A 15046-nucleotide genomic window follows, 5' to 3' on the forward strand; every position below is an offset into this window, starting at 1 on the left:
AGGAACGATCTCGATGAACATCCCTCACCTCACGCGCCTTGCCGTGGCCGCCCTCGCCTTCACGGCGGCGGGCACCGCCGCCCAGGCGAAAACCGGGCAGGAAGTCCTGCAGGCGCAATGCGTGGCCTGCCACGCCGTCACGAAACCCCAGAAGCTCGATGTGGATCGTCTGTGGCAACGGAAGGGCCCGGACCTGTACTACGCGGGCGTCAAGTTCAACCAGCCATGGCTGGAGAAGTGGCTGCAGAGCCCGACCACCATCCGCCCCGCGGGGGTGATGGTGGCCCGGGCGGTCAAGGCCTCTGCCGACAAGGGGCCCGACACCATCGACCCCGCCGCGTTGAGCCCGCACCCGAAGCTGGACAAGGACGAGGCCGCCGCCGTAGCCGCCGAGTTGATGAAGCTCGGCGGCGATGCCGGCCTGGTGGAGAAAGGCGGCTTCAAGAACGATCCGCCCAACGCCTCCATGGCCAGCCTGCTGTTTGCCAAGCTGCGCGGCTGCGCCTCCTGCCATTCGGCCAAGCCGGGCAACGGCGGCAGCTCTGGGCCGGAGATGGTGGATGGTGGCGCGCGGCTGCAGCCGGACTACGTGGTCGCCTACATCAAGGATCCACAGAAATTCGACCCGCATGTCTGGATGCCGCGCCTCGACCTCAATGATGCCGATATCCAGAAGCTGGCCGGATACATCACCACGTTGAAGGGAGAGCCGAAATGAGGCGCCAGACGACTTTCCTGATGCTCGCGCCGCTGCTTGTGGCCGCTGGCATCAACCGTGCGCATGCCGACGACCAGTTCGCGCATGCCACACGGCTCTACAACACGTATTGCGTGCAGTGTCACGGTGTGAACCGTGACGGCAACGGTGTGAACAGCCGCGACATGGCGGTCAAGCCGCGCGATCACACCGACACCAAGGCTATGGGTGACACACCAGATGAAACGCTGTTGAAGGCGATCAAGGGAGGTGGTCTCGCTGTAGGGAAATCCGTTCTGATGCCGAAATGGGAGGGCCTGCTCACCGACGACGACATGAAGGAAATGGTCAGTTACCTGCGCTTCGTAAGCAAGACTGGCACCAAGTAATACGCAACCGAGGAAACACAAGACAAATGAAAGCCCTTCCAACCCTGCTCTTTGCCGCCGCCGCTCTCCTGGCCGGCGTGCAGGCGCATGCGAAGACCGTCAAGGTCACGATGACAGCCAAGGAGATCGACCTGCCTATCGACAACAAGGGGACGATGTACCGCACCTGGACCTTCGACGGCCAGGTGCCGGGCACCGTGGTCCATGTCACCGAAGGCGACACGATCGAGTTCACACTGATCAACGACAAGGCGAACAAGAACTCGCACTCGATGGACTTTCACGCGGCACGCGTGGATGTCGTCAAGGACTTCGAGGCCGTGAAGCCGGGTGAAGAAGCCCACTACACGTTCACTGCCGACTACCCGGGGGTGTTCTTCTACCACTGCGGCGCGGACCCGATGATCCAGCATATCGCACGCGGCATGTACGGCACGATCATCGTGGATCCGAAGGATTCCAAGGCCATGCCGAAGGCGGATCGCGAGTATGTGCTGATCCAGTCCGAGCTGTACGCGAATCCGGACAACCAGGCGGACATGATGGCCAACAAGTGGACCAACGTCATGTTCAACGGCAGCATCTTCAAGTACGACCCGGTGCATGATCCGAGCGCCACCCGCGTGCTGCAAGCCAAGCCGGGCGAGCGCGTGCGGATTTACTTCGTCAACGCCGGTGTGAACGAGTTCTCGTCGCTCCACCCCATCGCGGGTATCTGGGATCGCGTCTACGGCAGCGGCAACCCCAAGAACGTCCACGTGGGCATGCAGAGCTTCGTGGTTGGGCCGGGCGATGCCGCCACGTTCGACCTGATCTCGCCGAAGGAAGGCGCCAACGCCATCGTGTCGCACTCGCTGCGTCAGGCGCTGTCGGGCGCCATCGCCATCATGCAGTTCTCCAATGATGCCGATCCGAAGGCCGGCAAGGGCGACAACATCCTCGTGAGGTAAGCAGCGCGGGGCTAACGGCTGGCCGAGGCGGGGACATCGTCGCGGCCGGCCACAGAGAGCAAGGTGAAAAACATGAAAGAAGGTGCGATGCTGGGCATCGGCGGCGCTACCGTGGCACTGCTGGCTGGTGTGGTGGGAATGGTGGCTTCGTACGACTACGTCAACGATCCACTGATCAGCCAGGCGCGGGCGGTGACCGCCGATGCTGGGGCGCATGCGGATGGCGGGCACGACCAGATGCACGGTCGACCTGAAGCCGGGAATGCACTGCTGACGGCGGCAACCAAGTCCGCCAGCGGCGTCACGCAGTACACCTGCCCCATGCATCCGAACATCGTCACGGCCCAGCCGGGCAACTGCCCGATCTGCGGCATGCACCTGGTCAAGGCCGGCGCCACCCAGTCGATGCCGCAGCACCAGCACGCGCAGCAATCCGCTGCCGCCGCGCCGATTGCCGTGACCGTGGGCGATGCCGCCTACCGGCAGATGGGCATCGCGGTGGAGGTCGTCACGCACCGCCAGTTGAAGCCGGTCATCAACACCTATGCCGTGCTCGAATCCGACCAGGGACGTGCCACGTCCGCCACGCCGAAGTTCGAGGGCTGGATCAAGCGCCTGGGCGTCGCCGCAACCGGCGAGCGGGTGCGTCAGGGCCAGGTGCTTTACGAGATCTACTCCGCCGAGGCGCAACAGCGCCAGCGCGACTACCTCGACCTGCTGACCCGCCGCGACGGCCTGACCTCCGGCGGCATGGCCGCGCTGGAACAGAGCAACGCGATGCTCGGCAGTCTTGCGCGCGAAATTGCCCGCCAGCGGGACCGCCTGCGCGAAGCCGAGATTCCGCCGGCGGTCATGGCAAAGCTCGATACGGAGCGCCGCATTACCGAGGTCATTCCCGTGCTGGCGCAGCGCGACGGCATCGTTTCCGCCATCAATGTCAGGCCCGGCGGCTTTGCCGGACCCAGCCAGCCGGTGCTGACCTACGGCGACCCGCGCGGCACTAGCGCCACGCTGTCGCTCTATCCCGATCAACTGCCACTGCTTGCGCAGGGTGGCCAGCTCACGCTGACCTCGGACACCGTGCCCGGCTGGCGCGCCACCGCGCCGCTGCGTGCCACCACGGCGGAGGTGGACCCGGCCACCCGCAAGGCCCGTGTGCGCGTGACGCTCAACCAGGTGCCCGCCGCCCTCGTCGCCGGCACCTTCCTCCATGCCATCGTCGAGGTCGCGGGCGAGACCACGCTAACGGCACCGCGCGATGCCGTGCTGCGCACCGGCCACGGGAGCTTCGTCATGGTCGCGCTGGGCGAAGGACGTTTCGTGCCGACCGAGGTGCGGCTGGGCAAGGAAGACGCCGAGCGCGTTGAGATTGTCGACGGACTGGCCGAAGGCGCGGCAATCGCCGTGAACGGCCAGTTCCTGCTCGGTGCGGAGGCTTCTCTGGCGGCCACGCGCCAGCGCATGGGCGGCGGCGCGGCCGCGAAAGAGATCCTGTAACGACAAGGCGACAGCGCGGCGGCAGCGCATCCGCCCCAATGACATCGGCATGACGGAGAACATATCGTGATAGGACGCATCATCGACTGGTCCATAGCGCATCGCGCGGCCGTCCTGCTTGCCGCGGCGATGCTTTGCACGGCGGCCATCGTCTCGCTGCGCAGCTTGCCGCTCGATGCCCTGCCCGATCTCTCCGATACGCAGGTCATCGTCAAGACCGACTACACCGGGCAGCCGCCTCAGCTGGTCGAGGATCAGGTGACCTATCCGCTGGCCAGCGCGATGCTGTCCATTCCGGATGCCGACGCCGTGCGCGGCTTCTCCATGTACGGCCAGTCCTACCTGTACATCGTCTTTCGTGATGGCGTGGCGCCTGCCGTGGCGCGTGCGCGCGTGACCGAGCAACTCAACCAGATCCGCGACCGCCTGCCCGCCGGCGTGTCGCCCACCTTGGGTCCGGATGCCTCGGGCGTGGGCTGGATCCTCGAATACGCGTTGGAGGACCCATCCGGGCAGGTGCCGCCGGATCGGCTCAAGGCACTGCAGGACTACTATCTCGCGCCGGAACTCCGCGCCATCCCCGGCGTGGCGGAAATCGCGGGTGTGGGTGGCAAGGGTCGGCAGTACGAGATCCAGGTGGATCCGCAGCGGCTGGCATCGCTCGATCTCTCGATCGCGGATGTTGCCGGCGCCGTGCGCGAGAGCAACCAGGCCATCGAGGGCGGCGCGTTCGAGCTGGCGCGCTCGCGACTGGTGGTGCGCGCCAATGGCCTGCTGCGCAAGCCTGCCGACCTGGCCGAGATTCCCGTGGCGAACAGTGCAGACGGCGGCGCGATCCGGCTCCGGGATGTCGCCACCATCGCCACCGTGCCGCGCCCCACCGAGGGTGCCGTCGACGTGGACGGTCACGGCGATGCCGCCAGCGCCATTGTGGTCATGCGCCAGGGCCAGAACACCCTCGACACCATCGAGCGGGTCAAGACGCGCCTGGGCCAGTTGCAGGGCGGTCTGCCGGCGGGCGTGAAGGTGACCATCCAGTACGACCGCTCCTCGCTCATTCTGCGCGCCGTCGATACCCTGCGCACCAAACTGATCGAGGAATCGCTGGCCGTCGCGCTCGTCTGCCTGGTGTTCCTGCTGCACCTGCGCTCGTCGCTGACCGCCATCGTCACGCTGCCGGTCGGCATTCTCGGCGCCCTGCTCGTGCTGCGGTTGCAGGGCAGCACCGCCAACATCATGTCGCTGGGCGGCATCGCGATTGCCGTGGGGGCGATGGTGGACGCCGCCATCGTCATGGTGGAAAGCATGCACCGGCGCCTGGAAAAGGAACCCGACCCCGCACCCGCGCGCCGCTGGGAGATGGTGCGCGCCAGCGCGAACGAGGTGGGCCCCTCGCTGTTCCTCTCGCTGGTGGTGATCGCCGTGTCCTTCCTGCCGGTCTTCGCGCTGCAGGGGCAGGAAGCGAAGCTGTTCTTCCCGCTGGCCTTCACCAAGACCTATGCGATGGCCTTCGCGGCCGGGCTGGCCATCACGCTGACGCCGGTGCTGATGGGCTACGCGGTGCGCGGCAAGATCCGTGGCGAATCCCGCAACCCCGTCAGCCGTGTCCTGCGTGCCGTGTATGCGCCGCTGCTCTTCGGCACGCTGCGCCATGCCCGTCTGGCGCTGGTCGCCGGCCTCGCCCTGGTGCTGAGCGCCGCGTGGCCGCTCTACCGGCTGGGCAGCGAGTTCATGCCGCCCTTGGACGAAGGCGACCTGCTCTACATGCCGACCACGCTGCAATCGGTCTCCGCCGCCGAGGCGCAGCACCTCCTGCAGATGACCAATCGCATGATCCTGCAGGTACCGGAGGTCGAGCACGTGTTCGGCAAGGTGGGTCGTTCGGACTCGGCCACTGATCCGGCGCCGCTGTCGATGATCGAGACCACTATCCGCCTGCATCCGCGCGACCAGTGGCGCCCCGGCACGTCGATCGAGGACGTGATCGCAAAGCTGGACGCCGCCGTGCGCGTGCCAGGCCTGACCAACTCCTGGGGCTATCCCATCCGCACGCGCATCGACATGGTGTCTACCGGCATCCGCAGCCAGCTCGCGCTCAAGGTCAGCGGGCCGACACTCGCGGGCATCGACACCATGGCCGGCGAGATCCAGGCCGTGCTCAACCGGGTGGAAGGCACGCGCTCGGTGTTTGCGGAGCGCGCGGGCAGCGGCCGTTATCTGGATATCGACATCGACCGCGCCGCGGCCGGGCGCCTCGGCATCCGCATCGCGGACATCCAGGGTGTGATCGAAGGCGCGCTCGGCGGCCAGCAGTTGACGGTGATGACCGACGGGCGGGAGCGCATCCCCGTGACGCTGCGGCTGCCGGCCTGGCAACGCGAGACGCCGGACGCCATCGGCGCGCTGCAGGTCAAGGCGCCATCCGGCGCGCTCGCGCCACTGCGCGATCTGGCGCACATCCGCATCAGCGATGGCCCCACCGAGATCAAGAGCGAGAACGCCAAGCTGATCGGCTACGTGTTCGTCGACGTGGCTGGCGCCGATATCGGCGGCTACTACCGCCGCGCCAGCGCCGCGCTGGCGGCGGCCGGCATCCACCAGCAGGGTTACACCGCCACCTGGACCGGGCAGTACCTGCAGTTCGAGAACGCGTCCGCCAACCTCGCACTGATCGGCATCGCCACGGCTGCGCTGGTGCTGGGCCTGCTCTACCTGCACTTCCGCAGCCTGCGGCGCGTGCTGCTGGTGCTGCTCTGCCTGCCCGCCGCCGTGGCCGGGGGCGTGTGGCTGGTGTGGTGGCTGGACTACCAGATGTCGGTCGCGGTTGTGATCGGCCTGATCGCGCTGGCCGGGGTGGCCACCGAGTTCGGCGTGGTCATGGTGCTCTACCTCGACCAGGCGGTCGGCCGCTGGCGGCATGATGGCGGGCACCTCGGCTCGGCGGGCTTCTACCGCGCCGTGGTGGGCGGCGCGCTGCTGCGGCTGCGGCCGAAGGCCATGACGGTTTCGGTGATCCTTGCCGGGCTGCTGCCGGTCATGCTGTCCGACGCCACGGGCGCTGACGTGATGAAGCGGATCGCCGCACCACTGCTGGGTGGGATGCTGTCGGCGCCGGTGTTCTCGCTGCTGCTGATGCCGGCGCTCTACGTCATGCTGTTCCGCGAGCGTGCCGCCCGCGCGCCGCGCCTCGGCACACTGGATAGGGAGGTACGGGTATGAGCACGAACGCCCCAACCCGGCCATCGGCCCACCCCGCACCCATCGCACTCGGGGAACGGGTGCGGAAGGCGGCCCGCGCGTTGTATCACCTGCTTGGCTCGATGCGCTTCGCCGTGGCGATCCTCGTCATCGTGGCGCTGGCGGCCTGCATCGGCAGCATCGTGCCGCAGAACGCCGGGCCGGCCGCCTATGTCTCCCAATACGGCACGACCTGGACGGCGGTGCTGGTGTTCCTCGGCATGACCGACGTCTACCACGCGAGCTGGTTCGGCGCGCTGCTGGTGGTCATGTCCACGTCGACGGCGATCTGCGTGGTGCGCAATACGCCCGCCATGCTCCGGCAGGTCTTCGATCGGCAGGATCAGGTGAACCGAAAGTTCGTCGAGACCCTGCCCTGCCGCGTGCGCTTCCGTCACGACGCAGGCGAGGCCGCACTGCTGGCCACCCTGATGCCGGCGCTGCGGCGCGAGCGCTTTCGTGTCGCCACACGGCGGACTGCCGATGGGGCGCTGCTGGTGGCGGCGCGGCGCGGTGGCGCGCGGCGCGTCGGCTATATCCTGACGCACGCCGCAATCGTCCTGATTACCGTGGCTGCGTTCCTTGACAGCGATCTCGCCGTGCGGGGCCGCGTGCTGGCCAGCCTCCAGCAGATCGAGACCCGCGACCTGCCCGTCGATGCCGTGCCGCCCAGCAGCGTGCTGCCGGCCGGCACGCTCAGCTATCGCGGCCAGCTCACCCTTGCCGAAGGTGAATCGGCCAGCAACGCCATCGTCCCCATCGGCGATGGCTATCTGGTCCAGCCGCTGCCGTTCACCGTGCGGCTGCACCGCTTCCACATCGAGCGCTATCCCAACGGCCAGCCCCGGGACTTCGTCAGCGACCTGGAGATCCAGTTGCCCGGGCAGCCGCCGACACGCCACGCGCTGCGCGTCAACCATCCGCTCGCCGAGCACGGCGTCACGCTCTACCAGTCCGGATTTGCTGATGGTGGCAGCACGCTGAACCTGCGCATGCTCTCCCGGACTGGCGCGGCGGTGCCGCTGGCGGCCACCGTGGGCAGCGATGTGCCGCTGCTGATCGATAACGCGCCCTGGACGTTCCAGGCGAGCGACCTGCGCATGGACAACATCCAGGACACCGGCAACGCGCCGGCACAGGGGCTGCTGCGCCGCTACCTCGAAGGCCGCTCCGGCACCGTCGCCGACCTGGGACCGACCATCGAATACGTGCTGCGCGACCCGGCTGGCCAGCCCCGCACCATGGTGACGTACCTGCGGCCGCTGACCTTTGGCGGCGACCGCTACTTCGTCAGCGGCGTGCGCCGGGCGGATGGCGAGGGCTACGAGTACATCCGCGTGCCTGTCGATGCGGACGGATCGGCGACCACGTTCGAGCGATTCGAGCGCCAGCTGCAGGATCCCGCCGCGCGGCAGCGTGCGGCGCGCCGGATACTGGCCAAGCCCTCCGCGGAAATGGCGGACGTGGCGGCCCGTGCGCTGGAGGTGTTCGCCCATGACGGCTCGCCCGGCATCGCCGCGCTGGTGGAAGCGACGGTGCCCGAGGCGGAACGCGGCGCAGCCACCACGCTGCTCTCCGGCCTGGTGGTGCGCGCCGCGCGCGCGCTGGCCGCCGAGGACGACGAGCAGGGTCCACAGGACGCCTCCGCCCGGCGCCGCCTGCAGGACCTGCTGAACGCCCACGACGACATGGTGGCCAGTGACGCGCCCGCGTGGGCGCTGGCCGGCACCGTCAGCCAGCGCGCCGCCTCCGGCCTGCAGGTCGCCCGGCGTGGTGGCGATGCGCTGTTGATCGTCAGCCTGTCGATGCTGGCCATCGGCGTGTGGCTGCTGTACGCGGTGCGCGAGCGGCGCCTCTGGCTGTGGTGGGACCCAGCCAGCCGCGTGGCGGTGGCCGGTCTGCGCGCCAATCGCAAGATGCCCGGGCTCGAAGCGGAACTGGCTGCATGGCTGGCGCCGCTCGGCCCCCTCCCGCCGGTGGACGCCGGCAACCGTGACTTATCGGAACCATCATGAAAACTGCCATTGCAGAGCCCGCCCCGGCGGGTGCCTCCGCCCCCGCCCTGAACGCCGCTGCGGTGGGAAACCCGCCACCGGCGGGCGCCCTCCCCGGCAAGCTGTTCGCCATCGCGCTGGCGGGCGGGGTCGCCGTCTGCTACGCACGCTGGTGGGCGGCCATGGACGGCTACGAGGTCGTGATCCTCGCGCTGGCCGCCGCCGGGCTGGTCTATGCCGGCAATGCGTGGCCGCCCCTGCGGGCGTTCATGGCCGGCACGGGTGCCGTGGCATCGCTGCTCTGCTGGCAGCTCGGCCGCGATATCGGCGGCGCCGTGGCCGTCGGCAACCTCGCCAGCGGCCCGGTGAGTCAGCCGGTGTTGCTGGGCTCGGGCGCGCTGATCGGCGTTGCCACGCTGGCCTCCATCGCCGGCTGGGTAGGACAGCGGGCGCACCTGGCCGCGATCGGCCGTGCTGCCACGTGGAGCGGGCTGGGGCTCGCGGCTGCGGCCTTCCTCACGCGCTGGTACGAGTCGTACCGCATCGGTGCCGGCATGGGCCACATACCGGTCAGCAATCTCTATGAGGTGTTTGTCGTCTTCATCATCCTGACCGGCCTGATGATGCTGTACATGGCGTCCCGCTATCGCGCGGCGGGGTTCACGGTGTTCACCCTGCCGCTGCTGTGCGCGGCCTACGCCTTCCTGTTCTGGTATGGCGGCGCGCGCGGCGCAGGCGCGATCACGCCGTTGATTCCGGCGCTGCAGTCGTATTGGATGAAGCTGCACGTGCCGGCGAACTTCCTCGCCTATGGCGCGTTCTCGATCGCAGCCATGCTCGGCGGCGCGCGCCTGCTGTCGGGACGGCGTTTCATGAGGTCGCGCATGCCGGATCCGGCATGGATCGACGAAGCGGTGTACCGCGCCATCGCGAGCGGCTTCGCCTGTTTCACGGTCGCCACGATCCTCGGGGCGCTGTGGGCGGCGGAAGCCTGGGGCGGCTATTGGTCATGGGACCCCAAGGAAACCTGGGCCCTGGCGGTCTGGCTGAACTACGCGGCGTGGCTGCACCTGCGCATGCTGGGCAAGGTGAGCGCGCCCGTGCTGGCGTGGTGGGCGGTGGCCGGCCTGTTCGTCACGCTCTTCGCCTTCCTTGGCGTCAACATGTACCTGGCTGGCCTGCACTCGTACGGTTCACTCTGAACGCGGCCGACGGTTACAAAGCGCTCACACCGCGCGCACGTCCACCAATTCGCCTGCCGCGCCACGCTCCCCTTGGGGATCGACGAGATCGGCGATGGCCATGGTGACGCTGACGCCCGAGAACAGGAAAGCGACGGCAAGGGCGAAAAGGGTGGCGACTTCCATGAAGCACTCCAGCTACGTTTAGGAGTTTCCATTATATGATGCGTCGCACCATCTGTAAATATTTTGTATGTGGTATATCACGAGAGATTGAGCATCTCGCCTGGAAATGATCGATCAGTCGCTTTCCGTCTCTTTTCTGCATCGATCGGCGAATTCCCGGGCGGCCCAGTCGAGAAACGCCCTCACCCGTGGCGATAGCTGCCGGGACCGCTGATACAACAGCGAGACCGGCGCCGAAGGCGGCGGCGTGTCCGGCAGGATCTCCACCAGTTCGCCATCGGCCAGTTCCCGTTCGATATGGAAGCGCGGCACCTGGGCCAACCCTAGCCCCAGCTTGATCCCGGCCAGGTAGCTTTCCGTCCCGGTCACGGTCAGTACGGCCGGTATCGATACGGCCTGTATTTCCCCGTGGACGTCGAACTCCAGCGGCGTGACATTCCCCGTCGTAACCGATCGGATGCCCACCATCTGGTGCCCGTCGAGCGATGCCAGGCTCGTTGGCGTGCCGAACCGCGCCAGGTAAGCCGGCGTGGCGCAGGTCAGCCGGTCCAGGGTCGCCACTTGCCGCGCCACCAGCTCGCTATCGGGCAATTTGCCATAGCGGAGCACGCAATCGACGCCCTCCTGCACCATGTCGACCCAGCGGTCGCCCTCGCTCATCGAGATCTGGATATGCGGATGCCGGGCGAGGAAGTCCGGAAATCCCGGCAGCAGGAAATGGCGCGCGATTGTGCCCTGCACCTCCAGCCGCAGCAGCCCCTTCGGCTCGGCGCCGTTGAAGGCGCCCTCGGCGTCCTCGATGTCGTCCAGGATGGTCAGGCAGCGCCGGTAGTACGCCTCCCCGTCCAGCGTCGGCCGCACTACGCGCGTGGTCCGCTGCAGCAGCCGAACTCCCAGCCGCCCCTCCAGATCGTGGATGACCTTGGTCACCGTCGATCTCGGCACCTCCATGTCGTGCGCCGCCAGCGTAAAGCTGCGCCGCTCCACCACCCGCGTAAATAGCCGCATTGCGTCGAACCGGTCCACCCCACCCTCCGCCGATTGTTTCCCTGCCAGAACAAGTGCGGGCAATTTTAGACCGATTATCTATCCGCTCCAATCGCGCATAGTTCACTCAACCCGCAGCGCCACACAGCGAATGGCGGCCACCCAACCCCGGAGAAGAACCATGAGCACCACCCAGAACAGCACCCAAGCCAAGTCCAACCAGCAGGTCGCCATCGTGACCGGCGCCTCACGCGGCATCGGCGCCGCCATCGCCCGCCGGCTGGCGCAGGAGGGCTTCACCGTCGTCGTCAACTATGCCGGCAGCGCTGGCGAAGCCGAGGCGCTGGTCGCCGAAATCGAAGCCGCCGGCGGCCGGGCGATTCCGGAGCAGGCCAATGTGGCCGACCCGGCCGCCGTGGCGCGCATGTTCGATGCCGCCGAAGCCGCTTTCGGTGGTGTGGACGTCCTCGTCAACAACGCCGGCATCATGAAGTTGGCGAAGCTGGCCGACAGCGACGACGCCTTGTTCGACAGCCAGATCGCCATCAACCTCAAGGGCACGTTCAACACGCTGCGCGAAGCGTCGCGCCGCCTGCGCAACGGCGGCCGAGTGATCAACCTGTCGTCGAGCGTGGTCGGCCTCTACCAGCCCGCCTACGCGGTGTACGCCGCCACGAAGGCCGGCGTGGAAGCCATGACGCATGTGATGACGAAGGAAATGCGCGGCCGGAACATCACGGTGAACGTCGTGGCACCCGGCCCCACTGCCACCGCCCTGTTCCTCGACGGCAAGCCGCAGGAAGTCATCGACAACCTCGCCCGGCTCGCCCCGCTGGAGCGCCTGGGCGCGCCGGAGGACATCGCCAACACCGTGGCCTTCCTGGCTGGCCCCGATGGCGCCTGGGTCAACGGGCAAACCATCCGCGTCAACGGCGGCATCATCTGATGCAGGAGCGGAGTCCATCATGAAGAAAGTCATCCTCATCACTGGCGCGTCGAGCGGCTTCGGCCGCCTGACCGCCGAGGCCCTCGCCAAGGCCGGCCACACGGTCTACGCCTCCATGCGCAACACGGCCAGCCGCAATGCCGAAGTCGTGGCGCAAATGGCTGCGTTCGCCCGCAGGCATGACGCTGATCTGCGTACGGTGGAGCTGGACGTACAGTCGCAGCCGTCCATCGATGACGCCGTGGCCAGCATCCTCGCCGCCACGGGCCGCATCGACGTGCTGATGCATAACGCGGGCCACATGGCCTTCGGCCCCGCCGAGGCGTTCACGCCGGAACAATTCGCCCAGCTGTACGACATCAACGTGCTCAGCACCCAGCGCGTGAACCGCGCGGTGCTGCCCCATCTGCGCCGCCAGAAGCAAGGGCTGCTGGTCTGGGTCTCGAGCAGCAGCTCGGCCGGCGGCACCCCGCCCTACCTCGCCCCCTACTTCGCGGCGAAGGCGGCGATGGATGCCATCGCGGTCCAGTACGCGCGCGAGTTGTCGCGCTGGGGCATCGAGACATCGATCATCGTCCCGGGCGCGTTCACCAGCGGCACCAACCATTTCGCGCACACGGGGTTGCCTGCCGATACCGCGCGCGCGGAGGAATACGAGTCGGGCCCTTATCCCGGCTTTGGCGATGAAATCCAGCACGCGTTCGCCGGCATCGTGCCGCCCGATGCGGATGCGGGACAAGTGGCCGACGCCATCGTCGATGTCGTCAACGCGCCGTTCGGCAAGCGGCCGTTCCGCGTGCATGTCGATCCGACGCAGGACGGCGCCGACGTCGGCTTCGCCGTGCTGGACCGCCTGCGTGCCGAGATGCTCCATCGCGTGGGCATGGGAGATCTTCTCGTGCCGCGCGTCGCGCAGTGAGCACGCTGCAATCTCTACGACCTCGTAACATTTTCCCCCACGCTTCTTCCATCACAACTGCACCGAGACACTGCATCATGCCCTGATGCAGTGCTCTCACGTCACCGCTTCATTACTAGTGTTGCGTGACGCGCGCATGACCCTTGTCGCACGCGGCCGACCGAACGGCCGTACTAAGTATTGCGATATACAGCCCTTACACTTCCTTACAGCACGCCCCCGTCAAACTGACTACCTTTGAATCGCTCCGGCAATGCCATGCCGATCCCATCCGCGATATGGTGTGACGGAGCATCAATGGGCGTGTATCGCCTCGCTGTACCGGTCCGCTTTTGTGGGCCTCTCAAATGACCGGCCTGCCTGCCCGGTCTGGAAGTAAAGCCAGTTCCGGCGCGTAGCAACAGCCCGGGACCACGCGCATAAGAACTACCTGGGGACGACGACGTTGCGCCTCCGCGCGCGCCAACACCGCGTGCGGGGTGCAGCTTTTGCCCGTGATTTCCGCGATTCCGCTCCGGCCATCGCGGTGGGGACGCTTTTGCCCGTTTTTTGACGGGCGCTGACTATTGTTCGGAGGATGGCATGCAGAACGACAAGCCCGACAACAAACCAACGTTGCCGACGCGCCGGCCCACCTCCCCCGCGCCCCCGCCCGGCGGTAAGCTCGACGACCCCCTCGTCGCGCGGCGTGGCGGCATGCTGAGCCTGCGGCCACTGTGGCAGATCGTGCCGCGGCTGGCCAGCTACGGGATGGTGGCCTTCATCATCTGGGTGGTCCTCTCCGTGATGTTCCCGCCCGTGTTCACGCGGTCTTCCGAGCGCGCCGTGGTGAACAGCCCCGTGAACCTCGTCACCACGCCGGTGGAAGGCATCGTGACGAAGCAGATCGTGGCTGTGGGCAGCACCTTCGCGCAGGGGCAGTCGCTGATGACGCTCCAGAATCCCAATACCGACCGCTCGCTGCTGGTGGAACTGCTCGGCAAGCAACTCGACAACCAGAAGCGCTATGAAGCCGCCAAGGCCAAGCTCGAGGGCAACCAGGCGCGGCTGGCGTCCACCGGCGACGACATCAAGCGCTACCAGTCGGCGGCGCAGCGCGAGCATGCGTCCAAGCTGCGCGGCATCGAGGCGCGGCTCTCCGTGGCCAAGCAGCAGATCGACCAACAGACCGACCTCGTCAATCGCAACCAGGCCATGCAGTGGGCCGGGGCGGTGAGCCAGGCCTATACCGATGCCTCGCGCAACCAGCTCACCGTGCTGGCCGGCAATCGGGATGCGATCCAGGCCGAACTGGATACCGCACGCGGCAGCAGCGAGGCGGCGCGCGGCAAGGTGTACATGTCGAGTACCGACGGCGCGCTGGGCTCGCTCGCGCAACGGCAGGACGAGTTGCGCGCGGAGAACGTGCAGCTCGAAGCCGAGATCAAGCAGTTGGAGGAGTACGGCCAGTCGGTCGACAAACTCGTCGCCGCCGAGCAGGAGCGCGTGGAGCGGGTCACCAACCTCGACATCAAGGCCTATGGCGGCGGCATCGTCGAGGATGTGACCGCCCCGCCGGGTACGCGCGTGGCGGCCGGCGCCACCTTGATGCGCACCACCAACTGCGCCCAGCCGAGCGTGGTGGCGGTGTTCCCGCGCAGCCTCAGCAAGGACCTCCTGCCCGGCGCCAAGGTCAAGGTGCAGGTCGATGGCGTGGCCGTGCCGCTGTCGGGCGCGGTGTCCGAGATCCTGCCGCGCGCCCCCGATGGCGACCAGGCGCGCTACTTCGTGCCCTTCCCGCCCATCGAGAAGAACGAGATCTATCTGATTGCCAAGCTGAACAAGCCTCTGCCTGACTTGCCCGGCAGCAGCGGCAGCGGCACGGACCGCTGCGCGCTCGGCCACTGGGCCAAGGTCAGCCTCGATCGCCCGTGGTTCAAGAGCCTGATCTGAGATCGATTGCGTTCGATTGCGTTCGACTGGATCGGCAATCCGCCACGTTCCCCACGCCCGCAGGAAGGAGACCTCGCCGTGCAGCGTTATTCCCTACCCTCCCAAGCGCTGGCGTGCGCGGGGGCGTGCCT

The 15046-nt window shown here is 67.4% G+C and carries 12 protein-coding genes; 10 read left to right on the top strand and 2 right to left on the bottom strand.

Annotated elements, in window-relative coordinates:
* Positions 1-13: 13 nt before the first annotated feature.
* The 7 genes from AC1DFU_RS15940 (at position 14) to ccsB (ending at position 9966) form a co-directional block, all read left to right on the top strand.
* Complete coding sequence (locus tag AC1DFU_RS15940; protein WP_092297918.1) at positions 14-718, top strand: c-type cytochrome; 705 nt, start codon at positions 14-16, stop codon at positions 716-718.
* Positions 715-1086: a c-type cytochrome gene (locus AC1DFU_RS15945; protein WP_441590912.1), complete on the top strand. Its 372-nt coding sequence runs from the start codon at positions 715-717 to the stop codon at positions 1084-1086. The genes AC1DFU_RS15940 and AC1DFU_RS15945 overlap by 4 nt, the downstream gene beginning before the upstream one ends.
* 26 nt (positions 1087-1112) lie before the next feature.
* Positions 1113-2036: a multicopper oxidase domain-containing protein gene (locus tag AC1DFU_RS15950; protein WP_092297915.1), complete on the top strand. Its 924-nt coding sequence runs from the start codon at positions 1113-1115 to the stop codon at positions 2034-2036.
* Positions 2037-2108: 72 nt separating this feature from the next.
* Entirely contained in the window at positions 2109-3533 is a 1425-nt protein-coding gene (locus tag AC1DFU_RS15955) for a heavy metal-binding domain-containing protein (RefSeq protein WP_441590910.1), read from the top strand.
* A gap of 66 nt (positions 3534-3599) precedes the next feature.
* The gene (locus AC1DFU_RS15960) at positions 3600-6752 is read left to right on the top strand and encodes an efflux RND transporter permease subunit (protein WP_441590908.1); all 3153 of its coding nucleotides are present in this window, start codon (positions 3600-3602) and stop codon (positions 6750-6752) included.
* A complete protein-coding gene (locus tag AC1DFU_RS15965) occupies positions 6749-8785 on the top strand; it encodes a cytochrome c biogenesis protein ResB (protein ID WP_477113762.1) in 2037 nt (678 codons plus the stop codon). Before AC1DFU_RS15960 ends, AC1DFU_RS15965 begins: the two co-directional genes overlap by 4 nt.
* The gene (ccsB, locus tag AC1DFU_RS15970; protein ID WP_441590905.1) at positions 8782-9966 is read left to right on the top strand and encodes a c-type cytochrome biogenesis protein CcsB; all 1185 of its coding nucleotides are present in this window, start codon (positions 8782-8784) and stop codon (positions 9964-9966) included. The genes AC1DFU_RS15965 and ccsB overlap by 4 nt, the downstream gene beginning before the upstream one ends.
* A gap of 24 nt (positions 9967-9990) precedes the next feature.
* On the opposite strand, the gene AC1DFU_RS15975 is transcribed toward ccsB, so the two are convergent.
* Together AC1DFU_RS15975 and AC1DFU_RS15980 are read right to left on the bottom strand one after the other, a co-directional pair.
* Positions 9991-10131 (bottom strand): hypothetical protein, encoded by a 141-nt coding sequence (locus AC1DFU_RS15975; RefSeq protein WP_177219974.1) that lies wholly within the window; start codon positions 10129-10131, stop codon positions 9991-9993.
* A 114-nt stretch (positions 10132-10245) separates the two neighbouring features.
* Positions 10246-11157 carry a LysR family transcriptional regulator gene (locus AC1DFU_RS15980; RefSeq protein WP_092297906.1) on the bottom strand — a complete coding sequence of 304 codons (912 nt, stop codon included), beginning with the start codon at positions 11155-11157 and terminating at the stop codon, positions 10246-10248.
* 142 nt (positions 11158-11299) lie between these two features.
* On the opposite strand from AC1DFU_RS15980, the gene AC1DFU_RS15985 reads away from it, so the two are divergent.
* From AC1DFU_RS15985 to AC1DFU_RS15995, 3 genes are all read left to right on the top strand, one after another.
* Positions 11300-12064, top strand: a complete 765-nt coding sequence (locus AC1DFU_RS15985; RefSeq protein ID WP_441590903.1) for an SDR family oxidoreductase — start codon at positions 11300-11302, stop codon at positions 12062-12064.
* A gap of 19 nt (positions 12065-12083) precedes the next feature.
* On the top strand, positions 12084-12983 hold the full coding sequence (locus AC1DFU_RS15990) for an SDR family oxidoreductase (protein ID WP_441590901.1): 900 nt from the start codon (positions 12084-12086) through the stop codon (positions 12981-12983).
* A 582-nt stretch (positions 12984-13565) separates the two neighbouring features.
* Positions 13566-14915: an HlyD family secretion protein gene (locus AC1DFU_RS15995; protein WP_441590899.1), complete on the top strand. Its 1350-nt coding sequence runs from the start codon at positions 13566-13568 to the stop codon at positions 14913-14915.
* Positions 14916-15046: the final 131 nt, after the last annotated feature.

Source organism: Cupriavidus sp. 10L45, from assembly GCF_056395225.1.